The sequence below is a fragment of the Mycobacterium sp. 852002-51152_SCH6134967 genome, from assembly GCF_001667105.1.
GTDB classification, from domain to species: Bacteria; Actinomycetota; Actinomycetes; order Mycobacteriales; family Mycobacteriaceae; genus Mycobacterium; species Mycobacterium neumannii_A.
Map to the genome: position 1 here is coordinate 13,571 of NZ_LZIK01000007.1, position 24,866 is coordinate 38,436.

21 protein-coding genes and 1 tRNA gene are annotated in these 24,866 nt (G+C 67.5%); 13 read left to right on the forward strand and 9 right to left on the reverse strand.

Translation table 11 applies throughout. The features are described from left to right. Positions 1 to 33 precede the first annotated feature (33 nt). Genes A5790_RS01395 through A5790_RS01420 form a run of 6 tightly spaced genes read left to right on the forward strand, consistent with a single transcriptional unit; the run spans position 34 to position 5,521 of the window. Positions 34 to 1,260 carry an Nramp family divalent metal transporter gene (locus A5790_RS01395; RefSeq protein WP_066840854.1) on the forward strand — a complete coding sequence of 409 codons (1,227 nt, stop codon included), beginning with the start codon at positions 34 to 36 and terminating at the stop codon, positions 1,258 to 1,260. Further along, positions 1,260 to 2,321, forward strand: a complete 1,062-nt coding sequence (locus A5790_RS01400; RefSeq protein ID WP_066840856.1) for a poly-gamma-glutamate hydrolase family protein — start codon at positions 1,260 to 1,262, stop codon at positions 2,319 to 2,321. The genes A5790_RS01395 and A5790_RS01400 overlap by 1 nt, the downstream gene beginning before the upstream one ends. Beyond that, on the forward strand, positions 2,321 to 3,406 hold the full coding sequence (locus tag A5790_RS01405) for a serine hydrolase (protein WP_231987569.1): 1,086 nt from the start codon (positions 2,321 to 2,323) through the stop codon (positions 3,404 to 3,406). The genes A5790_RS01400 and A5790_RS01405 overlap by 1 nt, the downstream gene beginning before the upstream one ends. Before the next feature lie 44 nt (positions 3,407 to 3,450). Beyond that, positions 3,451 to 4,224: a DUF1365 domain-containing protein gene (locus A5790_RS01410; RefSeq protein WP_066840858.1), complete on the forward strand. Its 774-nt coding sequence runs from the start codon at positions 3,451 to 3,453 to the stop codon at positions 4,222 to 4,224. Beyond that, positions 4,221 to 4,802 (forward strand): sigma-70 family RNA polymerase sigma factor, encoded by a 582-nt coding sequence (locus tag A5790_RS01415; protein ID WP_066840860.1) that lies wholly within the window; start codon positions 4,221 to 4,223, stop codon positions 4,800 to 4,802. The genes A5790_RS01410 and A5790_RS01415 overlap by 4 nt, the downstream gene beginning before the upstream one ends. After that, positions 4,799 to 5,521, forward strand: a complete 723-nt coding sequence (locus A5790_RS01420) for an anti-sigma factor (RefSeq protein ID WP_066840861.1) — start codon at positions 4,799 to 4,801, stop codon at positions 5,519 to 5,521. Before A5790_RS01415 ends, A5790_RS01420 begins: the two co-directional genes overlap by 4 nt. An 88-nt stretch (positions 5,522 to 5,609) precedes the next feature. Here A5790_RS01420 and A5790_RS01425 read toward each other — a convergent pair whose 3' ends face one another. After that, entirely contained in the window at positions 5,610 to 6,710 is a 1,101-nt protein-coding gene (locus A5790_RS01425) for a glutamate--cysteine ligase (RefSeq protein ID WP_066840862.1), read from the reverse strand. A gap of 183 nt (positions 6,711 to 6,893) precedes the next feature. Between A5790_RS01425 and A5790_RS01430 the strand changes: the two genes are divergently transcribed. Next, entirely contained in the window at positions 6,894 to 7,712 is an 819-nt protein-coding gene (locus A5790_RS01430; RefSeq protein WP_066840864.1) for an LLM class F420-dependent oxidoreductase, read from the forward strand. Here the strand turns inward: A5790_RS01430 and A5790_RS01435 are convergent. Then, positions 7,709 to 9,676 carry an NAD(P)/FAD-dependent oxidoreductase gene (locus A5790_RS01435; protein ID WP_066840935.1) on the reverse strand — a complete coding sequence of 656 codons (1,968 nt, stop codon included), beginning with the start codon at positions 9,674 to 9,676 and terminating at the stop codon, positions 7,709 to 7,711. The two genes, A5790_RS01430 and A5790_RS01435, sit on opposite strands and share 4 nt — an antisense overlap. Before the next feature lie 126 nt (positions 9,677 to 9,802). Here A5790_RS01435 and A5790_RS01440 point away from each other — a divergent pair. Beyond that, positions 9,803 to 9,878: transfer RNA gene (locus A5790_RS01440), tRNA-Arg, on the forward strand. 32 nt (positions 9,879 to 9,910) lie between these two features. On the opposite strand, the gene A5790_RS01445 is transcribed toward A5790_RS01440, so the two are convergent. From A5790_RS01445 to A5790_RS01465, 5 genes are all read right to left on the reverse strand, one after another. Then, positions 9,911 to 11,587: a GAF domain-containing protein gene (locus tag A5790_RS01445; RefSeq protein WP_082961529.1), complete on the reverse strand. Its 1,677-nt coding sequence runs from the start codon at positions 11,585 to 11,587 to the stop codon at positions 9,911 to 9,913. A gap of 139 nt (positions 11,588 to 11,726) precedes the next feature. Then, positions 11,727 to 13,247 carry an AAA family ATPase gene (locus A5790_RS01450; RefSeq protein ID WP_066840866.1) on the reverse strand — a complete coding sequence of 507 codons (1,521 nt, stop codon included), beginning with the start codon at positions 13,245 to 13,247 and terminating at the stop codon, positions 11,727 to 11,729. 65 nt (positions 13,248 to 13,312) lie between these two features. After that, positions 13,313 to 14,197, reverse strand: a complete 885-nt coding sequence (locus A5790_RS01455) for a universal stress protein (RefSeq protein WP_082961530.1) — start codon at positions 14,195 to 14,197, stop codon at positions 13,313 to 13,315. Positions 14,198 to 14,287: 90 nt separating this feature from the next. Further along, positions 14,288 to 15,169 carry a universal stress protein gene (locus tag A5790_RS01460; protein WP_066840868.1) on the reverse strand — a complete coding sequence of 294 codons (882 nt, stop codon included), beginning with the start codon at positions 15,167 to 15,169 and terminating at the stop codon, positions 14,288 to 14,290. A 120-nt stretch (positions 15,170 to 15,289) separates the two neighbouring features. After that, complete coding sequence (locus A5790_RS01465) at positions 15,290 to 15,982, reverse strand: GAF and ANTAR domain-containing protein (protein WP_066840869.1); 693 nt, start codon at positions 15,980 to 15,982, stop codon at positions 15,290 to 15,292. Between the two features lie 200 nt (positions 15,983 to 16,182). On the opposite strand from A5790_RS01465, the gene A5790_RS01470 reads away from it, so the two are divergent. From A5790_RS01470 to A5790_RS01490, 5 genes are all read left to right on the forward strand, one after another. Continuing rightward, a complete protein-coding gene (locus tag A5790_RS01470) occupies positions 16,183 to 17,397 on the forward strand; it encodes an acetyl-CoA acetyltransferase (protein ID WP_066840870.1) in 1,215 nt (404 codons plus the stop codon). Between the two features lies 1 nt (position 17,398). Next, on the forward strand, positions 17,399 to 18,925 hold the full coding sequence (locus tag A5790_RS01475) for a carotenoid oxygenase family protein (RefSeq protein ID WP_066840871.1): 1,527 nt from the start codon (positions 17,399 to 17,401) through the stop codon (positions 18,923 to 18,925). A 45-nt stretch (positions 18,926 to 18,970) separates the two neighbouring features. Beyond that, positions 18,971 to 19,837, forward strand: coding sequence for a helix-turn-helix domain-containing protein (locus A5790_RS01480; RefSeq protein WP_066840939.1), 867 nt, complete (start codon positions 18,971 to 18,973; stop codon positions 19,835 to 19,837). A 109-nt stretch (positions 19,838 to 19,946) separates the two neighbouring features. Further along, positions 19,947 to 20,396, forward strand: a complete 450-nt coding sequence (locus tag A5790_RS01485) for an Hsp20/alpha crystallin family protein (protein ID WP_066840873.1) — start codon at positions 19,947 to 19,949, stop codon at positions 20,394 to 20,396. A gap of 134 nt (positions 20,397 to 20,530) precedes the next feature. Then, positions 20,531 to 23,815 (forward strand): LuxR family transcriptional regulator, encoded by a 3,285-nt coding sequence (locus A5790_RS01490; protein WP_066840875.1) that lies wholly within the window; start codon positions 20,531 to 20,533, stop codon positions 23,813 to 23,815. Here A5790_RS01490 and A5790_RS01495 read toward each other — a convergent pair. Both A5790_RS01495 and A5790_RS01500 read right to left on the reverse strand, forming a co-directional pair. Further along, positions 23,806 to 24,426: a GNAT family N-acetyltransferase gene (locus A5790_RS01495; RefSeq protein ID WP_156656275.1), complete on the reverse strand. Its 621-nt coding sequence runs from the start codon at positions 24,424 to 24,426 to the stop codon at positions 23,806 to 23,808. The two genes, A5790_RS01490 and A5790_RS01495, sit on opposite strands and share 10 nt — an antisense overlap. Then, the gene (locus A5790_RS01500) at positions 24,408 to 24,824 is read right to left on the reverse strand and encodes a hypothetical protein (RefSeq protein ID WP_066840879.1); all 417 of its coding nucleotides are present in this window, start codon (positions 24,822 to 24,824) and stop codon (positions 24,408 to 24,410) included. The genes A5790_RS01495 and A5790_RS01500 overlap by 19 nt, the downstream gene beginning before the upstream one ends. Between the last annotated feature and the right edge of the window lie 42 nt (positions 24,825 to 24,866).

Below are 24,866 nucleotides of genomic sequence, written 5' to 3' on the forward strand. Positions count from 1 at the left end.
TCTATTCGCAACCCCGGATAGAAAGAGGGTGGGGTGGCCCAGAGCATCGAGGTGAAGGCGCGCCCGAGCTGGCTGCTGCTCGGACCGGCGTTCGTGGCGGCCATCGCCTACGTCGACCCCGGCAACGTCGCCGCCAACGTCAGCGCCGGCGCCCAGTTCGGTTTCCTGCTGATCTGGGTGATCGTGGCGGCAAACGCGATGGCCTGCATCGTGCAGTACCTCTCGGCCAAGCTCGGCTTGGTGACCGGCATGTCGCTGCCGGAGGCGGTCGGTAACCGCATGCGCCGCCGCACCCGGCTGACCTACTGGATGCAGGCCGAATTGGTCGCGATGGCAACCGATCTCGCCGAGGTCGTCGGTGGCGCGATCGCGCTGTACCTGCTGTTCGACCTACCGCTGCTGACCGGCGGCATCATCACCGGCGTCGTCTCGATGGTGTTACTGATGGTCAAGGACCGCCACGGCCAGAACTCGTTCGAACGCGTCATCACCGGACTGCTGGCCGTCATCGCGGTCGGCTTCCTTGCCAGCCTGTTCGTCGCTCCCCCACCGCTCGACGAGGCGGCGACGGGGTTGGTGCCGAAGTTCGCCGGCACCGAGAGCGTGCTGATCGCCGCGGCGATGCTGGGCGCGACCGTGATGCCGCACGCGGTGTACCTGCATTCGGGCCTGGCCCGGGACCGCCACGGCCATCCCGACCCCGGGCCGATGCGGCGGATGCTGCTGCGGGTCACGCGCTGGGACGTCGGCATCGCGATGGTGATCGCCGGCGCGGTCAACCTGTCGATGGTGTTGGTCGCCGCGACGAACCTGCGGGGTCAGGAAAACACCGACTCGATCGAGGGTGCGCACGCCGCGGTCGGCGAGACCCTGGGGCCGACGATCGCGCTGTTGTTCGCGATCGGCCTGCTCGCCTCGGGGTTGGCGTCGTCGTCGGTCGGCGCGTACGCCGGCGCGATGATCATGCAGGGCCTGCTGCACCGCTCCATTCCGCTGGTGCTGCGCCGCCTCATCACGCTGCTGCCCGCACTCGCGGTGTTGGCGATCGGCCTCGATCCCAGCCGTGCGCTGGTGTTGTCGCAGGTGGTGCTGTCGTTCGGGATACCGTTCGCGCTGATTCCGCTCGTGCGGCTGACCAGCGACCGCGCCCTGATGGGCGCCGACGTCAACCATCGGGTGACGACGGCTATCGGGTGGGTCATCGCGGGCCTGATTACTCTTTTGAACGTGGTGTTGATTTATCTGACGCTGACGGGTTGATGCACACCTACTTCGCCTACGGCTCGAATCTCAACGTCCACCAGATGGCGTTGCGGTGCCCCGACGCGGCGCACCCCCGGCCGGCGATGCTGTCCGACCACGACTGGCTGATCAACGAGCGCGGCGTCGCCACGGTCGAACCGTTCCACGGCTCCGAAGTGCACGGTGTGCTGTGGCAGCTCAACGACCGCGATCTGGCGGTGCTCGACAGCGCCGAAGGCGTTCCGGTGCGTTACCGCCGCGACCGGCTCACCGTGCACACCAACGAGGGGCCCGCCGAGGCGTGGGTGTACATCGACCACCGCGTCGAACCTGGTCCGCCACGACCGGGCTACCTCGAGCGCATCATCGACGGCGCCCTGCACCACGGCCTGCCATCCCGCTGGGTCGACTTCCTCAAGCGGTGGGATCCGGCGCATTGGTCCGGTCGCTCCGACCGATCCGATATCCCTGCCCCAGAGTCGCTTTCGGAACTCCTGGCGCAGCCGGGCATCGTCGAGGAGCGGATCTTGCGGTCCCGCTTCGGTTTTCTGGCCATCCACGGCGGCGGCCTCGAGCAGATGACCGACGTGATCGCCGAACGCGCCGCCGACGCCGCGGGCGCCTCGCTGTACACGGTGCGCCACCCCGACCACTATCCGCACCATCTGCCCTCGGCGCTGTACCGGGCGCAGGAGTCCGAACGTCTCGCGGAGTTCCTCGAGCACGTCGAGGTCGCGGTGTCACTGCACGGGTACGGCCGCGTCGGTCGCAGCACTCAGTTGCTCGCGGGCGGGCGCAACCGCGCACTAGCCGAGCACCTCGCCGAACACGTCGAAGTGCCTGGCTACCAAGTCATCACCGACCTCGACGCGATCCCGCGCGAACTGCGCGGGCTGCACCACGGCAACCCCGTCAACCGCGTCCGCGCAGGCGGCGCGCAACTCGAGCTCACACCGCGGGTGCGCGGCATCAGCCCGCGCAGCCAACTACCCGGCGACGACGGGCTCACACCGGCGACCTCCGCGTTGATCCAAGGGCTCGTCGCCACCGCGCATTCCTGGGAACTACGCTCGGCCTAGTGCGTATCGCAACCATCGCGGCCCTGCTTCTCCTTGTGCTGACCGCCGCACCGGTTCATGCCCAGCCCGCCGCCGTTGACGCGACTCTCGAGCGTGCCGTCGCGGAGGAAGGACTCGCCGGCGGGATCGTCGTGATCCGCGATGGGCCACACCTCACCCGGTACTCCGCCGGGTACTCCGACCTCGACACCGAAGCCGGATTCGCACCGAACACCCACGTGCGTGTCGGTAGCATCACGAAAACCTTTGTGGCCGCGACGGTTCTGCAGCTGGTGGCCGAGGGCAGGGTCGGGCTCGACACACCGGTCGAGACGTACCTGCCCGGCCGCATCCGGGGCGAGAACATCGACGCCACGGCCATCACCGTGCGCCAGCTGTTGCGCCACCAGAGCGGCGTGCCGGAATACTTCGACGACCTGACCGAGATCCCGGATGAGCCTGTGAGCGGCGATCAACTGCTCGACAGGGCGCTGGCTCGGCCCGCGCAGTTCGCCCCCGGCGCGACGATGAAGTACACCAACACCAACTACATCGTCGCCGGCCTGCTGATCGAGGGGTTGACGGGCAGACCGGCGGCCGACGAGATCACCGCGCGAATCATCGCGCCACTGGGGCTGTTCGACACGTACTTCCCCGCGCCGGGCGAGAACGGGCTGCGGGTGCCGTTCGCCCACGGCTACGAAGTGGTCGACGGCAGCCGCACCGACGTCACCGACTTCAACGCCTCCGCGGCGTGGACCGCGGGCGGCCTGGTATCGACCGACGAGGACACGACGGCGTTCATCACCGCGCTGCTCGACGGGCGGGTGGTGCCCCGCCCTCAGCTCGACGAGATGATGCGGACCGTTCCCATGCCGGACGCCGACGGGCTCCTCGAGTACGGATTGGGCCTCGGGCGCGTGTCATTGCCGTGCGGAGTGACCGCGTGGGGCCACGGCGGCGACATCGCCGGGTATCACAGTTTCGCGGTCAAGACCTTCGATGGGCCTGCCATCTCGGTGACGCTGACGCAGTCGCCGGAGTCGACGGCGCCCGCCGAGGATCCGCGCGGAGATGTCCTGACGGCGCTCTATTGTCCCGCCTGACCTGAGCACCCATCCGTCGCGCGTGCGGCTCCGAATACCTCCATGTGGATGGTTCCTACCTGTACCGCACCCGGACGGCGCACCTGCGTCGTGCGCCGGTGTACCACCATTTCGAGCATCACGGTTACAGCTGGCTGGTCGACGTCGACCGGCTTCCGCGGGTCCCATGGTGGCTGCGGCCCTTCGCGCGCTTCGACGCCCGCGACCACCTCCACGGCGCCCCGGGCGACTCGCTGCGCCAGCGCATCGACGCATTCCTGTGGGACCGCGGTGTCGACCCGGGCGGCGGGCGGGTCACCGCGCTGCTGCAGGCGCGGGTGGCCGGCTACGCGTTCAACCCGGTGACGCTGTACTGGTGCCATGACACGGCGGGCGTCGTGCGCCACATCGTCATGGAGATGCACAACAACCGCGGTGAACGGCATGCGTATCTGCTGCCGCCGAGCCCGGACGGGACGTCGATGGCGCCGAAGAGGCTGCGGGTGTCGCCGTTCAACGGCATTGACGGTCACTACCTGGTGCGCGCGCCGCACCCTGGCGACGAGGTGAACGTGACCGTATCGCTGCACCGCGGCAACGGCCCGGCGTTCATCGCCACGGTGCGTGGCGCACGCAGGCGCGCGGGTGTCGCCGAGGTGCTGCTGATGCAGGCGAAGGCCCCGCTGGCGCCGTTGATGACGGCGCTGGAGTACCGGCTCCAGCACCTCACGCTGTGGCTGCGGCGTGTCCCTCTCGTGCGCGGCGCCGAAGCGGTCGGCGAAACTGTCGCTCCGACAGCGGCTTTCGTCGGCAACACGGCCAGATCGCGATATTCATGACGGTGCACACGCGGGTAGCTAGGCTACCGCTGGTGACCACGGACCTCGACGAGCTGCTTCGCCAGGTTGCCGAGGAGGACGTCGAGGCCTTCGCCACCTTCTACGACCGCACCCGTGCGCGGGTGTTCGGCCTGGTGACCCGGGTACTGCGCGACCCGGGGTACAGCGAGGAGACCACGCAGGACATCTACCTGCAGGTGTGGCGCACCGCGCGAACCTACGACCCTTCGGCGGGTTCCCCGCTCGCGTGGCTGATGACCCTCGCGCACCGCCGGGCGGTCGACCGGGTGCGGTCCGAACAGGCCGCGACACAGCGGGAGGACCGCTACGGCGCGGCCACCGTCGAACTGCCCTCCGATCACGTCGCCGACTCGGTGATCATGCGCGACGAGCGCCGCCAGGTGGCCAACTGCCTGGGATCGCTGACGGATGTACAGCGGGAGTGCATCCAGCTGGCCTACTACGACGGGCTGACCTACGCCCAGGTCTCCGAACGGTTGTCGGCGAACCTCGCCACCATCAAATCGCGGATGCGCGACGGCCTCCGCGGTCTCCGCAAGTGCTTGGGGATGGCATGACCGAGCCCATGGATAGCGAACTCGGCGCACTCGCGGCGCCCTACGCCCTGAACGCGATCTCGGATTCCGAACGCGAGGAAGTCGACCGCCGCGTCGCGGCCGCACCCCCCGCCGTCGCGCAGGCCTTCGCCGACGAAGTGCGCAATGTCCGGGAGGCCATGGCGGTCGTGTCGGCCGCCACCGCCGCCGAACCGCCTCCGCATCTGCGCGAGCGCCTGCTGGCCGAGATCGGCGGCGAGCGAGCGGAACCGGTACGCCAGTTGCGGCCGCGGCCGACGCGTTGGCAGAAGACCGCGCTGGCCGCTGCCGCTGTGGTCGTGGTCGGCGCGGGCGCCCTGGGCGTCGGTTTGGCGCTGCGACCGGCCGACAAACCCTCGACCGCCGAGCAGGTGTTCGCCGCGCCCGACGTGCGCACCGTCTCGGGGGAGATTCCGGGCGGCGGCACCGCGACGGTGGTGTTCTCGCGCGAGAAGGATGCCGGGGTGCTGGTGATGAACAACGTCACCCCGCCACAACCCGGCACCGTCTACCAGATGTGGCTGGTCGACGCTGAGGGTCCGCATCCCGCGGGCACCATGGACCCGCAGTCCGTGGCGCCGTCGACGACGGCCGTGCTGCCCGACATCGGCGACTCGAGCACCCTCGCCTTCACCATCGAACCGCCCGGCGGTTCGGCGGAGCCGACCAGCGCACCGTTCGCCGAGCTCCCGCTCGTATAGATACCTGCACCGATTTCTGCGAGACGGTCGCGATTTCCGCGGAATCACAGCCCTGGTGCAGATTTCGGCGTACCCCAGGCCCGTCGGCCTACGCTCCCGCCAGCGTCGCATCGGCCGCCTCCGCGACGACGTCGCCCACGTCCCGGCGGCGCTGCCACGCCCGCCGCTGCCGGATGGCGCCGTTGCCCTGTTCGGTGACGCGGCGCAACTCGTCGAACACCAGGTCGTAGTCGCCCACGGCTTCGAGCGCGGGCCGTACGTGCTCGACGAGCCGGTCCAGCAGCTCTCGCGCGGGCACCCGCTGATGGCTTTCCAGCAGGTCGACCGCATCGCCGTCGAGGCCGTCGCGCGCGGACTTCCAGTACGCGGCCTTGAGCGCATGCGCGGCGAGCGGCGGTGTCGGCTCGCCGCGCCGCTCGTCCTCCAACGCCGTCATCACCGCGGCCCGGGTCAACGCGGCCAGCAGGACGGTCTCGGCCGCCGTCGCGGGCACGTCGGCGACGCGCACTTCGATCGTCGGGAAGTTCTTCGACGGCCGCACATCCCAATAGACCATGCCGTCGTCGCGCATCGCGCCCGCCTGTTGCATCATCTGCACGACGGCGTCGTACTCGTCGACGGAGTCGAAGTGCGGCGGCGGGCCCGCGCTGGGCCACCGCGCCCACAGCACACTGCGCCAGCTGGCGTAGCCGGTGTCGGAGTTGCGGTAGATCGCGGAGTTCGCGCTCAGCGCCAGCAGGCTGGGCAACCAGGGCCGCAGCCGGTTGCTGACCCGGATCGCGGCTTCGCGGCTGGGCACCGCCACGTGCACGTGGCAGCCGCAGATGCCCTGCTCGTGCGCGATCATCCCGAACTTCTCGCCGATCTCCCGGTACCGCGGAGTGTCGGTGATCGGGAACTCCTGCGGAAGCGTGGGCGGCAGCCCGACCGCCAGCAGTTGCGCCCCAGCCGCGTCCGCGGCCTCGGCGGAGAGTCGGCGCAGCCGCAGCAGCTGGTCGCGTAGTTCGCGGGAGGAGGCGACCACCTCGCTGGTGGTTTCGACCTGGCAGGTGGTCAGTTCGAGTTGCAGCTTCACACCGCGCGTTACCGCCTCGCGGGCGACGGCCTCGTTGAGCGCGACAGGTTGCCCGCTCGCGGGGTCAACGAGCAGGAACTCTTCTTCGACGCCGATCGTGGGATGCGTGGCCATGGGTCAACTGGTTGCCGAAATATTGATCCGGCCCGTCGGATGATTCACGACGGGCCGGATCGGGGCAATAAATCCTTCAGGTCCGGGGACTCCGGTGATTCGAAGTCGGCGGCAGATGTATTGCCCGAAGCTTCTGCGCGCCAAACATCCTTTGTCGACCTGCGACCCTCCTACGATCGATCCGTGACCAAACCCTTCCGGTTCGGCGTCGGTCTGCAGGCCGCGCGCCGTCAGAAGTCGGTGCAGGACTGGGCGCGCCGCGCCGAGGACATGGGCTACGACATCGTCCACGTCGCCGACCACCTCTACACGACCGCGCCGTTCCCGATGATGACGGCGATGGCGATGGCGACCGAACGGCTCCGCGTGGGCACGTTCGTGCTCAATGCCGGCTTCTACCGGCCCGCGTTGCTCGCGCGGGAGGTGACCACGCTGCGTGATCTCTGCGGCGGGCGGTTCGACCTCGGGCTCGGCGCCGGCTATGTCAAGGAGGAGTTCGAACAGGCCGAGCTGCCGTATCCCTCGGCCGGTCAGAGAGTGGACTGGCTGCGCCACGTGACCGAGCACGTGAACGGGCACGCGCCCGATGTGCCGATCCTCATCGCGGGAAACGGCGACAAGCTGTTGACGCTGGCCGCTCAGCGCGCCGACATCATCGGGCTGACCGGCGGCGCCCCGATCACCGCGACGTCCGATCCGCTCGCCGACCGCATCGCGTTCCTGCGCCAAGCGGCCGGTGACCGGTTCGATGACCTCGAGCTCAACATCGCCGTCACCGCCATGCCGACCGACGATTCCGGCAGGCCCGACCTGTCGATCACGAGCCGGTTCCTCCCCCACTTGTCAGAAGAGGAACTGCTGGCTACCCCCGCGGTGTTGTCGGGGTCGACGAGCGAGATCGCCGACACGCTGCGCGGCTACCGCGAGACGTACGGCATCAGCTACATCACCGTCCAGCAGCTGCACGCCGAGCCGTTCGCGAAGGTGATCGCCGAGCTTTAAGAGTTTCGCGCTTGTGCGACAACGGATTCAACCGACCGCAGCACGAGGTCCGACCACTCCGGTTCACGCACCGCGTCGTGGTATTCGTAGAGCTTCCACGGGCTGACGGTGTGGATCTCACCGCGGGCGTTCTTGAAGTAGGAATGCTCGATCGACGGGTGCGACCAGACCGTCATCTTGATCGCCTCCTGTGACCGGCGACGCCAGTCGTCGGTGGCGTCGGCCTTCGGCTCGATCGAGTGCAGCCCGTCGGCCAGGGCGCGCAGACACTGGCCGATGTAGCGCATCTGCAATTCGGAGTTGAAGATGAGGCTGCCGCCGTGTGCCAGATGCGTGCCGGGGCCGTAGGTGAGGAAGAAGTTCGGGAAGCCCGGAACCATGATCCCTCGGTACGCGTACGGCCGGTCGCCCCAGACGTCGCGCAGGTCGATCGGATTGCCGTCGCCGTCGCGGCCGGTGATCCGCAGCGGCCACAGCACCTCGGTCGCGCGAAAACCGGTGGCGTACACGATGATATCGGCGTGCCGTTCCTGGCCGTCGGCGGTCACCACACCCGTCGGCGTGATCCGCTCGATCGGCGTGCGGATCAAATCGACGTTGTGCCGGCGAAGGGTTCGCAACCAGGTGCCGTCATCCTGCAGCGTGCGCTTACCCGTCGCCGGGTAGTCGGGCAGAACCTTGGCGAGCAGCTCTTCGTCCCCCTCGACCTGGGTGGTGATCCAGTCGGTGAACATCATCCGCGCGGCGGCGTTCATGTCGCTGACCGCGTAATCGCCTTGCTCGTAGGCGGGATCCACACGTGCGGCGTCCAAGCCCTTGTCGGCGCCCGGCCACAGCAGCAGGAACCGGTACCAGCGGCTGTAGAACGGCAGGTGTTCCATCGCCCAGCGGGTGCCGTCGCCAACCTCGTTGTGGTACATCGGGTTCGGGAACATCCACTGGGCGGTGCGCTGGTAGACGTCGAGATTCTCGACCCGGTCGGCGATCGCGGGCGCGATCTGGAAACCGCTCGCGCCCGCGCCGATCAGCGCGACACGGCGGCCGGTGACGTCGACGCCGTGGTTCCACGCCGCGGAGTGAAAGGCCGGTCCGGCGAACGTGTCAGCCCCTTCGATGTCGGGGATCTGAGGCCGGTTGAGTTGGCCGACCGCGCTGATGATCGCGCGCACGGAGATTCTGGACACCCGGCCGTTCTTCGCGCGCACCGCGACCGACCAGGTCCCCGAGTCGTCATCCCATTCGGCCGAGACCATCTCGGTCTCCCACCGCACGTGCTCGCCGATGCCGTGTTTGTCCATCACGTCGACGAAGTACTGACGCAGCTCGGGCTGCTCGGCGAAGTAGTGGCTCCACTTGTTGCTGGGCTCGAAGCTGTAGCAGTAGAAGTGGTTGGCCACGTCGACGCGGGCGCCCGGATAGCTGTTCTCCCACCAGGTTCCGCCGGGGCCTGCGTTCTTCTCCACCACCGTGAACGGCAGACCGGCCTGCTTGAGCCGGATGGCGGCGAGCAGTCCGGACTCGCCACAGCCGATGACGAGCACGGGAAGCGTTGCCGCCGCGTCTGGATCGATGGATTCGGGCTTGCGGGGGTCAACGCCGTCGAGGTCGAGTTCCTCGGTCAACAGCGGCAAATACTCCTCGCCGACGGGTTCGCATGCGGCCCAATCCATCATCTGCTTGACGATGGACGCGTCCAGCGGTGCGGGTTCGGGGCAGCCGCGGTCACGGTAGGCCGTGATCACCTCCAGCGCCTCGGCCCTGGCCCGAGCCTTGTCCTCTTCAGACATGAAGCCCTGCACCTCGTTGAGGAACAACCCGACCTGGGCGTAGTCGCGGATGAAGCGGGTGTCGCCGGTGATGTGCACGAGGCTGAGTAGCAGCGTCGGGACGCTGACGTCCTCGAGCGCCCGCTGGATTTCGTCGGTGGGCGTTGTGAACGGCGTGCCGGCGTAGCGACTGCGCACGACATCTCCTCCTGACCGCGACGGCCGCATCCAATTACGGAACTTAAAGTAGCGTAATCGACGGGGGCTTCCGGCAGTGACGTTTGATTCGCAGCGGCCGGCCAGCCGGTAAGCTCCCAGCGGTCCGCCCTCGTAGCTCAGGGGATAGAGCACGGCTCTCCTAAAGCCGGTGTCGCAGGTTCGAATCCTGCCGGGGGCACCACGTGTTTTCGCAGCTCAGACGGCGTTTAGACCTCAGGTCAGCGGGGCGCACCACGTCAGGATGGTTCCGCCGTGCGAGGCGCCCTCGACGGAGAACTGGCCACCGACCTCCTCGGCGCGGGCGCGGAGGTTGGCCAACCCGCTCGGTGTCACGTCGGCGGCGATGCCACACCCGTTGTCGACGACCTCGATACACAGGTCGTCCCCGACCGTCACGCCGACTTGCAACGTACTGGCGTTCGCGTGCCGCACGGCGTTGCTGACCGCCTCACGCACCACCGCTTCCGCGTGCTCGGCGAGTTTGTCGCTCACGACCGACAGCGGACCCGAGAAATTCGTTGTGGTCCGCATATCCGGGTCGGCGAACTGATCGATCGCCTCGTCGAGCCGCTGCCGCAGCGTGACACCCGGCTGCGCATGGTGCAGGTCGAAGATCGCGGTGCGGATCTCCTGGATGACCTCTTGGAGGTCGTCGACGCAGCCGGTGAGCCGCTCCTGCACCTCCGGAGTGCGCGCTCGTGGGATCGTCCCCTGCAAGGCCAGGCCCACGGCGAACAGCCGCTGGATGACGTGGTCGTGCAGGTCGCGGGCGATGCGGTCGCGATCGGTCAGCACGTCGAGCTCTCTCATCCGGCGCTGGGTGCTGGCCAACTGCCACGCCAACGCCGCCTGGTCGGCGAAGGCCGCCATCATGTCCATGTTCTCGTCGGTGAACGGCGACGCGCCGACCGGCCGAAGCGCAACCAGGACACCGGCAACGGCGTCGCCCGCGCGCAGCGGTAGCAACAGCGCGGGACCCGTCTGGGCCCCATCCACACCGAGCCCGAGGCCGTCGAACCTCATCGGCGTGCGTTGGGTGAACGCCTGCCCGATCGGGCTATCCGCGACGGGAACCGTGTCCACGCCCAGTGCGGGAACGTCGCCCGCGGTGGCGGCGACGACGAGTTCGGTCGCCTCCGAAGGCAGCACGTCGCGGTCGGTCGGAACGAACACCGCGGTCAGACCGGCCCCGCTGAGCTGACGTGACTTGTCGGCGACCTGCCGGAACACCTTCACCGGTTCGGTTCCCGACAGGAGTTCGGTCCCGATGTCGCGGGTGGCCTCGATCCACGACTGCCGGTGCTTGGCCTGTTGGTAGAGCCGGGCGTTCTCGATCGCGATGCCCGCGGCCGCCGCGAGCGCCCGGACGAGGACCTCGTCGTCCTCGCTGAACGGCTGACCACCGGCCTTCTCGGTCAGATAGAGGTTGCCGAACACCTCGTCGCGGATTCGGACCGGTACGCCGAGGAAGGTGACCATCGGCGGATGGTTCGGCGGAAACCCAACGGACGCAGCGTGATGCGCGATGTTGTCGACCCTGATCGGCTTCGGGTCGTCGAGGAGGAGGCCGAGAACACCCCGCCCCTCCGGCAAATGGCCGATCGCTCGGGCTGCTGCGTCGTCGATCCCGTCGTAGACGAACTCGACGAGTTCGTGGCCTCGACCCCGCACGCCCAACGCCCCGTACTGCGCATCGACCAGATCGATGGCCGTTCGCACGATGGTGCGAAGGGTTTCGTCGAGTTCGAGGCCTGAGGTGACGACGAGCATCGCCTCGAGCAGTCCGTCGAACCGGTCCCGTCCCTCGACGATCTCTTCGATGCGGTCCTGGACCTCGGACAGAAGCTCACGAAGGCGCAACTGCGACAACGTGTCCCGGAGCGATCGCATACTCGCGTCGTCCCCGGGTCCCGCTCTGTTCGTCACCGCTTCGCCGTTCCGATCCTCATCGACTCACCACCAGCCGTCGGGGCCGATGTTACGCGTCGGCGATCCCCCGTAAGCGGACTCGCCCGGCAGGGTTCTCGCGTCAAGGGCCGTGGACAAGACCGTCATCGACAACCTGGCGGAATACCCGGTGCGCCTCGTCCACCGAGTCCGCAAGCGGACGGGCGGTGTCAAGTCGGTGGGATCGATCGGGGCCCGCGTCGCCACCAAGCGCAACGGCGATCTGTGGTGTCGCATCCGAACTCGACGGCCCTCTGGCCACGACCCGTTCGGCGGCTTCCTCCGGCGACAGCGAACACACGAAATAGACTACGGACGAGGATGTTTCGGTAGCAAGCCGATACGCCCTCTCCTCCTGCTGCGTATCGCGCCAGGTGCCGTCGAGCACGACGGTCTCACCCGCGGACAGCAGAGCGCGCGCTCGACGCAGTACCTCGTCGTAGACCGCGCGCACATTCTCGGGTGCATACAGTCCCACACCCAGTTCGCCCGCCTTGCCCGCTATGACGCCCGACCGTTGTAGCTCGCGCCGCACCTCGTCGGTGGAGACGACCCGGGCGTTCACCCGTTCGGCCAATCCGTGCGCGACGGTGGTCTTGCCGGTGCCCGGCCCGCCGCCGACGATGACCAACCGGACGGTGCACGATCTCAGGTGTGCCAGCGCGATGTTCAGGTGCCGCACGGCGTCGGAAGCCGCTTCTGCGTGCCCTTGACCGACGCGGATGCAGTCCACTTTCGCTCGCACCACAGCGCGGTACGCAACGCAGAAGTCCCTCAGCGATCGCGGTGCGGGGTCGTCGGCCCGCCGAAGGTACTCTTCGAAGAAGTGATCTGCGAGGTCCTTTCGTCCGAGAAACTCCAAGTCCATCGCGAGGAAGGCGGCGTCGTCGACACCGTCGACGTAGCGCAGTCGATCGTCGAACTCCAGGCAGTCCAGCATCACCGGACCGTCTGGCATGCAGAAGATGTCCTGTGTCAGCAGGTCCCCGTGGCCGTCGACGACGCGACCCGACGCGATCCGCTGCATGAACAACTGGTCACGGCCGGCCAGGTACCGGTCCGCCAGGCACGTGACCTCGCGAAGCGTCGCCTCCGGGATGACCCTGTCGGTGTATCGCTTCAACTCGTCGAGGTTCTCGTGCCAGCGCTGGAAGGCGGCGGCGACCGTCGCCTGTTCTGCAATCTGTGGGCTGCGGAGCGCGTTTCGATGGAACCGCGCCAACCGGTCTGCGATGGCGGTGAGGCATCCGTCGACGGGATCGCCGTTGCGTACCAGCGCGGCAAGCCGCGCGGATTCCGGGTAGCGGCGCATCACGATGACCGGCTCGGGGGGTTCACCCGGTGAAGCGAAGTGACCTACGCCGAGATAGCCGTCCGGCGCCAGCCTACGATTCAGGGTCACTTCGCGTTGACACGCCTGCTCGCGACGTTCGGGGGTGCTGAAGTCCAGGAAATCCGTGACGATCGCTTTCTTCGTCTTGTATGCCCGGTCCCCGATGAGAGCGACCAGCCCCGTGTGTGTCTCATGTATCTCCGCATGAAGATTCCCGTTGCCACTGAACGGGTCTCGGCGGGTGCTCGCGGTAACCGACGGGGTCGTCATACGTACACCCTCTCTCAGCCACGCTCTCGGCAACAGGGTCGGAAGGCCCCTTACCGCAGCCGGCATCATCGACGCGGCCGGCAGACCATGACCGGAACGGTGGCGTGTTGCAACAGATTCAACGCGGTCGAGCCCAGGATGGCGCTGGTCAGCACAGTCTTCCCGTAGCTTCCAACCACCAGCAACTGCGCGCCGTCGGCCTTACACCGATCCATCAGCGCGACAGCAGGTTTCGCGTTCTCGACGAAGCACGGCGCGGAAACCTGTGGGTAGCGCTGGTTGAATCGGTCGACATCGTTCGTCAGCTGCGCCCACTCCGCCGTCGCCAGCGCATCCCAGTCGATCAGCAGAGGCAGTCGCGCAGCCACCGCGCGCAGCGGCGACGACCACGACCGTACGGCCGCCAACTTCGCGTTGAACCGTTCGGCGAATTCGAACCCGCTCTCCAGAGCCGCCAGAGACGACGGCGTCCCGTCCACCCCGACAACTACCGGATCGCCCGTCGGAACGACATTCGGCCCTCGCCAAGCGACAACGGGGCAGTCCGCGCGCGTCGCCACCGCCAGCGTCGTCGAACCCAGCAAAAGCGCACCCGCAGCGGTGACTTCATCGTTTCCCACCACGATCATCCGTGCGGTCCTGCCGAGTTCCACCAGCACCTCGGCGACCGGAACATCGGTGGCCAGAGTCGTCACCTCGAGTTCGTTGTGTTGCGAGCGCACGATCTCCTCCGCGCGGCGCAAAATTGCGTCGGCACTCTCGCGCTGGTGCTCGAGGACGGCCGCTCGCATTGCGGCGACAGTGTCCGTCAGGTTGTGCCCGACTGCTGGCAACGCATGCACGATGTGCAACGACGTTTCGTACGCCGAAGCCACTGCGGCCGCCCATCGCGCCGCGTTGACCGCACCATCGCTGCCGTCCACGCCGACCACAACTGCACCTGTCCGCATCGTGACTCCTGTCATCACCTTCGAGGTTCGTTTCGCTCCTGAAGTGATGATGACCGGTGTCGCATGCCCGGCGTAGAGGCGAAAGTCCCTTCAGCGCCGAGCGATGATGACCGGCATGCGTGCGGCCTGGGCGACGGCCGAGCTCACCGATCCGAGCAACATCCCGGCGAACCCGCCGAAGCCCCGGCTGCCCACCACGAGAAGCTGGGCGCGTTCGGATTCCTCGAGCAGCCGGCGAGCCGGATTGCCCGGGCCGACGATGCGTTTTACGACGACATCGGGATAGCGCTCGTTCCAGCCGGAAAGGCGCTGCGCGAGCTCTTCATCCGCCCGCGCACCGCCTTCTCGCACGCCGAAGTCTCCGGTGCCCGTCCATGTGTGAACGGCGAGTAGCCCCACCCCGCGACGATCGGCCTCGTCGAAGGCGATCTCCGTCGCGAACTCCGAGGCTGGCGAGCCGTCGATGCCGACCGCCACCGGGGCCGCTGCCGGATGGTCCATCAGGGGGTCCTCGTCGTGGATCACGGCCACCGGGCAGTGCGCGTGGTGCACAAGACCGGAGCTGACCGAGCCGAGAAGCAGGCCTTTGACACCTCCCAGGCCGCGGCAGCCGACGACGGTCAGCTCGGCGCCCTCGGACAAGTCGACGAGCGACGAAACGGTGGCGCCGGCGAGAATGCGATGGTCGACCTCGATGCCGGGTGTGGCGCCGATGGCATCACGAACGAGCCCGAGAGCGTCCTCGATCACGGCCTTCCCGCGACGCTCCCGCTCGGCGGCGAACTGACCCGACATCGGGAGGTCCGCCCACGCGCCACTGGTGGTCGACGGCAGCACGTGGACGACGGTCAGGCGCACACCGCGTAACGCTGCGTCGCGCGCCGCCCAGTCGGTCGCCGCTCGGGAGGCCGGAGACCCGTCCACCCCGACCACGACACCGCGCGCGACCGGCGTCGCTGCGGTTGCGCTCATCTGCCCCTCCTGATCGGCGTCGATTACGCCCCGCCCACAATGCTCGGCGGTGCAGCGCGCGAACCGAAGAGTCGAAAGTCACCAGCCGCCGACGGGGGATCCTGTAGGCCGCTCGCGGGTTCAGATACCGCTGCGCGTGTCGATGACGCGCTGCGCGACGTCCGCGAGCTTGACGTTGCTGTCCTGTGAGAGCTGTTTGAGCATCTCGAACGCCCGCACCTCGTCCACGCCGTATCGCTCCATGATGATGCCCTTGGCCTGGCCGATGCGATCCCTGGTGGCCATCGCGGACTTCAGCTGTTCGCCTTCCCGGCTGGCCAGCAGTGCCGCGGCGGCGTGCGCTGCCAGAACTGTGCCGATCATCTCGTCGTCCGCGTCGAAAGCGCGCGCTTTGAAGCTGAACATGTTCAGCGCTCCCGCGGTCCGATCGGCCGTGTACAGCTTGATCGACAGTCCGCTGAGAACGCCGTGCTCGACCGCGGCGGCCGAATACAGTGGCCAGCGGTCCTCCGCGCGGAAGTCGTCGGTCCGCAGAATCGATTCGTCCAGCGCGGCCTCCACGCAGGGGCCTTCGCCGAACTGCATCTGGATTTCGTCGAGCGTGTGCGGCAACTCCGACGTGCCCGCGAGCGATTCGAACTTTCCTCCCCGACCGATCAAGAGCACACCTACGGTGTCCGCCCCCGGAATCAGCTCACGCGCGGTGTCGGTGACATCGTCGAGCACCTCGTTGACCGTGCTCGGCGGGGCCGAAGCGCGCGCCAACTCGGCCATTCGCTCGGCCAGGTCATGGGTGCGGGAGGACGGGGTCATGCCAGGAAGTCTTCCCTATCGGTCGCCTGACTACACGATTGTTTGCAGTTCGGGTCAGTGGGCATGTCGTGTGCAAGCTCGGGTGACGGTCGACCGTTTCTCGCGCTGAGGTCTCGTCGGTTAAGACAGCAGCCGACGGGGCCGACCTCTATAGCCGTTCGCCGCACAGTCGCTCTCTTAGTTGTAGTAGCCTCGCGGCTGTGGGCGCATCCGATGTCTGGATCCTCGGCGGCTATCAGAGCGACTTCGCCAGGAATCTCACGCGCGAGGGACGGGACTTCGCCGAACTGACCAGCGAAGTTGTCGAGTCGACGCTGGCGGCGGCCAAGCTCGACGCCCGCGATGTCGAGGTGGTGCACGTCGGCAACGCGTTCGGCGAACTCTTCGCGTTCCAGGGGCACCTGGGGGCGATGCCGGCCTCGGTGCACGCCGGGTTGTGGGGCAAGCCGGCGACACGGCACGAAGCCGCGTGTGCGTCGGGCAGCGTCGCAGCGCTGTCTGCCATTGCGGATCTGCGGTCGGGGGCCTACCGGTCGGCGCTGGTGCTCGGTGTCGAGCTGGAGAAGACCGTCGCAGGGGATACCGGCGCCCGGCACCTCGGCGCCGCCGCGTGGACCGGTCACGAGGGCGTCGACGCGACGTTCATGTGGCCTCACATGTTCGACCGGGTGGCCGCCGAGTACGACCGGCGCTACGGCATCGACGAATCGCACCTGCGCGCCATCGCGGCACTGAACTTCACCAACGCGCGCGCGAACCCGAATGCGCAGACTCGCGGATGGAACGTGCCGGATCCGCTGACCGACGACGACTCCACCAACCCGGTCGTGGAAGGACGGTTGCGTCGATTCGACTGCAGCCAGCTGACCGACGGCGGCGCCGGCGTCGTCCTGGTCACCGACGAATTCCTTGGCGACCATCCGGGCTTGCGTCCGCTCGGCCGCATCGCCGGCTGGGGCCACCGGACGGTGGGGCTGGGCCTGCAGCAGAAACTCGACCGTGCCGCCGACGATCCGTACGTGCTGCCGCATGTGCGTGGTGCGGTGCTCGACGCCTTCGGTCGCGCAGGCGTCACGCTCGACGACGTCGACGGGTTCGAGGTCCACGACTGCTTCACCCCCAGCGAGTACCTTGCAATCGATCACCTCGGTCTCACCGGGCCTGGCGAATCGTGGAAGGCCATCGAGAACGGCGAGATCGAGATCGGCGGACGGCTGCCGATCAACCCCAGCGGCGGCCTGATCGGTGGTGGCCATCCGGTCGGCGCCTCCGGGGTGCGGATGCTGCTCGATGCGGCCAAGCAGGTCAGCGGCGGCGCCGGCGACTACCAGGTCGAGGGCGCAACGACGTTCGGCACCTTGAACTTCGGCGGTAGTACCGCCACCACCGTCAGCTTCATCGTCGGAAGGGCCTGACATGGGCAGCGCGAATGTGGAGATCGTCGGCAAGTACCTGTCGACGCTTCCCGACGACGACGACCACCCGTACCGCACCGGACCGTGGCGTTCCCAGAACACCGAATGGGACGCCGACGATCTCGCGGTGGTCGAGGGCGAGATCCCGCCCGACCTGGACGGTGTCTACCTGCGCAACACCGAGAATCCGCTGCACCCGGCGCTGAAGTTCTACCACCCCTTCGACGGTGACGGAATGGTGCACGTCGTCGGGTTCCGCGACGGAAAGGCGTTCTACCGCAACCGCTTTGTCCGCACCGACGGCCTGCTCGCCGAAAACGATGCAGGCGGCCCGCTGTGGCCAGGGCTGGCCGAGCCGATCGAGCTGGCCAAGCGTGATCACGGCTGGGGCGCACGGACTTTGATGAAGGACGCGTCGAGCACCGACGTCATCGTCCATCGCGGTGTCGCGCTCACCAGCCACTATCAGTGCGGCGATCTGTACCGGATCGACCCCTTCTCCGGCGACACCCTCGGCAAGGAGGATTGGCACGGGAGGTTCCCCGCGGACTGGGGCGTTTCGGCACACCCGAAGGTCGACGATCGCACCGGCGAGCTGTTGTTCTTCTCGTACAGCAAGCAGGCCCCGTACCTGCGCTACGGCGTGGTCGACGACGGAGGCAACCTCGTCCACCTCACCGACATCCCCCTACCCGGCCCGCGACTGCCGCACGACATGGCGTTCACCGAGAACTACGCGATCCTCAACGACTTTCCGATGTTCTGGGATCCCACGCTGCTCGAAGCCGGCATCCACTTCCCAGGCTTTCACCCCGACATGCCGTCGCGGTTCGCCGTGGTCCCCCGCCGCGGCGGACCCGCCGACATCCGGTGGTTCGAAGCCGACCCGACGTTCGTGCTGCACTTCACCAACGCCTACGAGGACGGTGACGAGATCGTCCTCGACGGCTTCTTCGAAGGCGACCCGTCGCCGGTCGACACGAGGGCAGGCGACCGGTGGCAGCGGGCATTTCGGTTCCTGGCGTTGGACCGGCTGCAGACCCGGCTGCACCGCTGGCGGTTCAACCTCGTCACCGGACAGACCACCGAGGAGCCGCTGACCGACTCCATCACCGAATTCGGCACGGTCAACAGCGGTTACGCCGGGCTCCCCTACCGCTACACGTACGCGGCCACCGGTAAGCCGGGCTGGTTCCTGTTCGACGGGTTGGTCAAACACGATCTGCGCACCGGCGCCGAACAGCGGTTCAGCCTCCCCGACGGGGTGTACGGCAGCGAGACCGCAATGGCACCCAGGTCGAATGCCGCCGCCGAAGACGACGGCTACCTGGTCACCCTCACCACCGACATGAACGCCGACGCCTCCTACTGTCTGGTGTTCGACGCGGCCCGGGTCGACGACGGGCCAGCGTGCAAACTGGCGCTGCCGGAACGCATCTCCAGCGGGACCCACTCGACGTGGGCTTCGGGATCCGAGCTGCGGCGGTGGCGGGAATCCGATTCGGCAGCCGAGGCCGTCGGCCTGTAGGTGGCTCCGCCCGAGCCCGTGCCCGAGCCGAACGCCGTCGCCCGCATGCTCGGCTTGCTCGGCGACGAGTGGACGCTGCTCGTCATGCAGCAGTCGCTCCTGGGGGCGACCCGGTTCGGTGACTTCAAGTCCCGCCTGCCGATCTCCAACAATGTGCTGACAGCCCGACTCCGGACGCTGACCGCCGCGGGACTGCTCGAGCGTCGCCAATACCACGAGGGGCCAGCGCGTTTCGAGTACATCGGCACACCGCGCGGCCGATCGCTGTGGCCCGTTTTGCTGTCGATCTGGGAGTGGGAGCGCCACTGGGTCCCCGACCACGCCGATCCCCTGCCCGCCATGCGCCATACCGCATGCGGCGCCGATTTCACACCGATGGTGACGTGCCGTTCGTGCGGCGAGACTGCCGGGGACAAAGACGTTGTCCCGCAATGGGGTCCGACCGGGTCGTGGGAGCGGTCGGTGCCCTCGGCCACCGCGACGCGCCGGCGCTCGGAGGCCGATCAGCACGCGGCCGCGGGTCTGTTCCCGCAGACGATGAGCGTCGTGGGGAACCGCTGGGGGTTCGCGCTGCTGGTGGCGGCATTCGTCGGTGTTCGGCGGTTCACCGACTTCCAGGCTCAACTCGGAGCGCCACCCGGATCGATCGCCGACCGGCTGGCCACGTTCACCGCCAACGGGGTGCTTGCTGACCTCGGCAACCGGTACGAGCTGACCGACAAGGGCCGTGCCCTGTTCCCGATCCTGATCTCCGCCCTGCAGTGGGCCCAGAGGTGGTTCACCGACCCCGACGGCCCCGCGGTGCTGCTGACCCACACCGCCTGCGGGCAGGACTTCACCGCCGTCTTCGCATGCGACCGATGCCGTCGACCGCTGGCCGGCGCGCAGGTCTCAGCCGTCGAAATCACGTGAAAATTTTTCTAGCACTCTCTTGTGGCGAGTGCTAAAGTAGCAGGTGCGCACAGTGATTTGGCTGCCCGCCAGGGTGGCGGGCTCTGAGTGATATAGGAGGTGAATTACTGTGCTTCGCTTTGATCCGTTCACCGAACTTGATGCTCTGACCCGGGGCCTGCTGACGAACCAGACCGGATCAAATCGTTCCCCCCGGTTCATGCCGATGGACCTGTGCAAGGTCGACGACCACTACCTGCTGACCGCCGATCTGCCCGGCGTGGATCCCGGCTCAGTGGACGTCAACGTCGACAACGGCACGCTGACCATCTCGGCACACCGCACCGCACGGTCGGACGACGGCGTGCAGTGGCTGGCCAACGAGCGGTTCTTCGGCACGTATCGCAGGCAGCTGTCCCTTGGCGATGGTATTGACACGTCGGCCATCTCGGCGACCTACGAGAACGGCGTGCTGTCCGTGACCATCCCGATGGCCGAACGCGCCAAGCCGCGCAAGATCGATGTCGCCCACGGCGGCGGCCAGAGGTCGATCGAGACCACGACCGTCGAAGCCGGGTAACCGCACCTAGTCGAGACTGCGGTCAGATCACCTGCGATCTGACCGCAGTTTCGCCGTGCCTACGCGCCCCTCTACGGGAGATCTACGCATCCGCGCCGATGTTTTCCCATGCTCACGGCCGCACGCTGGCTAGCATGACTGGAATCGACGCGGCGGCGTTGAACTGGAGCGACTTGGGCGTGAGCGAGCTGGTACCGACCGGGACGGTGACTCTGCTGCTGGCGGACGTCGAGGGGTCGACCCGGCTCTGGGAGACCCAGCCCGATGAGATGACGGCGGCCTTCGCGACCCTCGATCGAACTCTCACCGAGGTCATCGGCGCACACAGCGGCGTCCGGCCCATCGAACAAGGCGAGGGTGACAGCTTCGTCATCGCGTTCGGGCGTGCCAGCGACGCGGTGGCATGCGCCCTTGACCTACAGCGGGCTGTGCTGGCGCCGATCCGGCTGCGGATCGGTCTGCATACCGGCGAGGTGCAGCTGCGTGACGAGGCCAATTACATCGGGCCCACCATCAATCGCACCGCGCGCATACGCGATCTTGCTCACGGCGGGCAAACCGTCTTATCGGGTACGACAACGGATTTGGTGTCTGACCGGTTGCCGGTCGATGCATGGCTGGCGGATCTCGGGACGCATACTGTCCGCGACCTGCCTCGGCCCGAACGCGTGGTGCAGCTCTGTCATCCCGACATTCGCAATGAGTTTCCGCCGCTGCGTACCGCCAAACGCTCACGCTCGCATAACCTTCCGGCGCAACTGACCAGTTTCGTCGGACGAACTCAACAGCTGGAGGAGGTATGTCGGCTACTAGCCGACAATCGCCTTGTCACCCTGACGGGAGCGGGCGGTGCCGGTAAGACCCGCCTCGCGATTGAGGCCGCGAATGCATTGGCCGAGGAATTCGATGATGGCCTGTGGTGGGTCGACTTGGCAGCCATCGCTGATCCGGCCGTCGTCTCGATCACGGTAGCCCGCACGCTCGGCCTGCCCGACCAACCAGGACGGTCCCCCCTGGAGACGGTGCAGCGCTTCATCGGCAGTCGGGAGATCCTTCTCCTACTGGACAACTGCGAACACCTCTTGGACGCCTGCGGCGACGTGATCACGCGTTTGCTGAACAGCTGCCCGCACTTGACGATTCTCGCCACCAGCCGTGAAACGGTCGCCGTGTCGGGTGAGGTCACCTGGCGAGTGCCCTCCCTGACGTTGGAGGATGAAGCCGTAGCGCTGTTCACCGACCGGGCTAAGCGAGCGCGGCCTACCTTCCACGCGACAGGCGACGACCTAGCGCTGGTGGTGGACATCTGCCGGCGACTCGACGGTATGCCGCTCGCGATCGAGTTGGCGGCGGCGCGAGTCCGCGCTCTGTCGCTGCACCAGATCGCCGACAGCCTCAACGACAGGTTCCGACTCCTCACCGGCGGCGCCCGAAACACCATGCGCCGCCAGCAGACCCTGCGGGCCTCCGTGGACTGGTCGCACGCACTGCTGACCGACGCCGAGCAGGTCCTGTTCCGCCGACTGGGCGTGTTCATGGACGGGTTCGACTTCGATGCCGCGCAAGCCGTCGCCGCCACCAACGAGGCTGAGCAGTTCCAGATTCTCGATCAGCTCACCCTGCTTGTCGACAAGTCACTGGTGACCGCTGACGAGGAATCGGGCGCCATGCGGTATCGCCTCCTCGAGACGGTCCGTCAGTACGCACTCGAGAAGCTCGCCGAATCCGGCGAAGCCACCCTGATGCGCGGTCGCCATCGTGACCACTACGTCGCGACAACGGCCCGTCTTGAGGGCGATGAGCGGCTCATCGATTGGGCCGAACAGGAGACCGGAAACCTGCGCGCTGCCCACGCCTGGAGCATCGACTGCGGGGAGTTCGAGCCCGCGCTTGCGCAGATCTCGGCTCTGCAGAGGCTTTGGGAGATACGCGGCAGGATGCGCGAAGGCATCGCCGCATTCGATCTCGCGTTCAACGACAAGCGTTATCGGGACGACGACGTCGCTCCCGCAGTCTGGGTACGCGCCGTCGCCGACAGAAGCATCCTGACGGCCTGGACCGCGGACTCGGCGAGCTTGGAGCGCGGCGAGGAGGCGCTGGCCGCTGCTCGGAAATTGGGTGACCCCGGGCTGATTGTGTCTTGCCTGGCGGCCTGCGGCGGGCTCGCCTACTACAGCCCCGAGGTGTCGCGAGCGTATTGGGCTGACGCGATCGATCTCGCACGGAAAGCGGATGACCGGTCGAAGCTGTGCTACTACCTCAGCTGCCTGGCCGTGGCAACGAATGTGGCGGGGCAACCGCTCGCCTCGCAACTTGCGGCGGAAGAGGGGCGTGTCGTCGCCGACGCGATCGGCGACGGCTTCGTGTCGCGACACTGCAGGATATGGCTGGCCACCGCGATGGGCTGGCGAGGCGGTGTGCGGGGAGCCGACGACGTGCTCCGGGGGGTCGGCGAAGCGGCACACGCTGCCGGCGAACCGATGCTCGAGTTGTTCGCCTTGACGGCCGAGAGCAGCTGGTTCGCATTCGAGGGGAAGGCGTCGGCGGCTCGGACGAAATCCGAAGAAGCGCGCGAGACCTCGATCGCGATGGGCGGTTTCCACGAGGACAAGATTCACATCACCGCGGCGCTTGCAGCCCTGGCTGCCGGACAGGGCGCGGAAGCAAAGGCCGAGAGTGAGTCGGCGATAGGGCAAACCGTCCCCGAGCAGATGCCCTATATACGAGCTCTCACTCCGATGACTCTTGCGCTGCTTGCGTGCGGCGAACTCGCCGCCGCCAGGCGGTGGGCCGACGACACCGTAACCATGACGAACGGGAACTACCAGATGAACGCGCTCGTCGCGCGAGCTCACGTAGCGCTTGCCCAGGGCGAACGCGACCAAGCCGAGCGGGACGCCCACGACGCCCTGGCGCTTGCACTCGCCACCAGTGCGCTCCTGCACGTTCCCGAAGCGCTCGAAGCTCTCGGACGTTGTGCGGCCGACTATGGCAATCATCGGCACGCGGCCCGACTCTTCGGCGCGGCCACTAACGGCCGTTCCGTGATGGGCGTGGCTCGATGGCCTGTGTTCGGCATTGGTTACGACGACGCGGTAACGCAGTGCCGAGAAGCCATGGGGGAAGATGACTTCAACGCCGCCTGGACCGAGGGTTCGGCCATGTCGACCGAGGAAGCCATCGCTTATGCCCAGCGCGGACGAGGGGAACGCAAGCGGCCGGCGAGCGGCTGGGAGTCGCTCACGCCCACCGAGCGGGATGTCGTCCGCCACGCCGTCGACGGGCTGGGCAACAAGGACATCGCCGAGCGCATGTTCATCTCGCCGCGCACCGTGCAGACGCACCTGACCCACGTCTACGCCAAGCTCGGATTTACCTCCCGGATTCAGCTCATTCAAGAAGCCGCGCGTCACGCGTGACGGCTCAGCCGATACCGCAGGTTGTTGCGCACGGCTGGCCATTCGATGTCGAGGATCGAGTAGACCACGGTGTCGCGGCGCGACCCGTCGGTCAGCACCTGGTGGCTGCGCAGGATCCCGTCCAGTTTCGCGCCGAGGCGCTCGATCGCTTCGCGGCTCGCCGCGTTGAAGAAGTGAGTGCGGAACTCGACTGCGACACAACCCAACTCGTCGAACGCGTGGCCGAGCATCAACAGCTTGGTCTCGGAGTTGACGCCGCTGCGCCGCGCGGCCGCCTCGTACCAGGTGTTGCCGATCTCGAGTCGCCGGTTGACGCCGTCGACGTTCATATAACTCGACGACCCGACCAGTGTTCCGTCGTGGCGGCGCACCACGAAGGTCAGCCCGGTGTTGGGCGCTTGCACCGCCAGCCTGGCGTCCACCCACCGCTCGACGGCGTCGGGTGCGGGCGCCGCGGTAAACCACAAGCGCCCGAGTTCACCGTCGGACGCGACGGCCGCGATCTCTGAAATGTGTTCACGGCGCAGCGGTTCCAACGTCACCCAACGGTCGCCGGTCAGGATGACGGGTTCGACGAACCCGTACGCGCCGCCTACGAGACCGTCGCCCACGAGGCCACCATCGCCCACACCGACAAAACCACCGCAACAACCGCGACGGCGGCGCCGAGGTAGAGCCCGTAGCCGGCGGACACCGGTGAGTACACGTAAAGCCGGTAGTACCAGAGGGACAGGACCACCAGAAGCACCGAAATCGCCAACGCCGCAGTCGATGCGATGCGAGCCGAGAACCCCCTGGCCGACATCGCGCCAGCGACGATCAGCAACGACGCCAGCAGCACGATCAACTGGCCCACCCCGAATCCGGGCTTCGGCGCGGGCAGGTCGCCGAAGATGCCGCCGATCGCACTGACCCGGCCGCCGTTGGCGGTCAGCCACGGCAGCCATGCGCTCACCGAGACGATCGCCCCGCACAAGGCGACCAGCCATCCGGGGCGCACTCGCGACATGCCACGAGCCTATCGGCTGGATCGCAGGGCACCGGTCTCTAG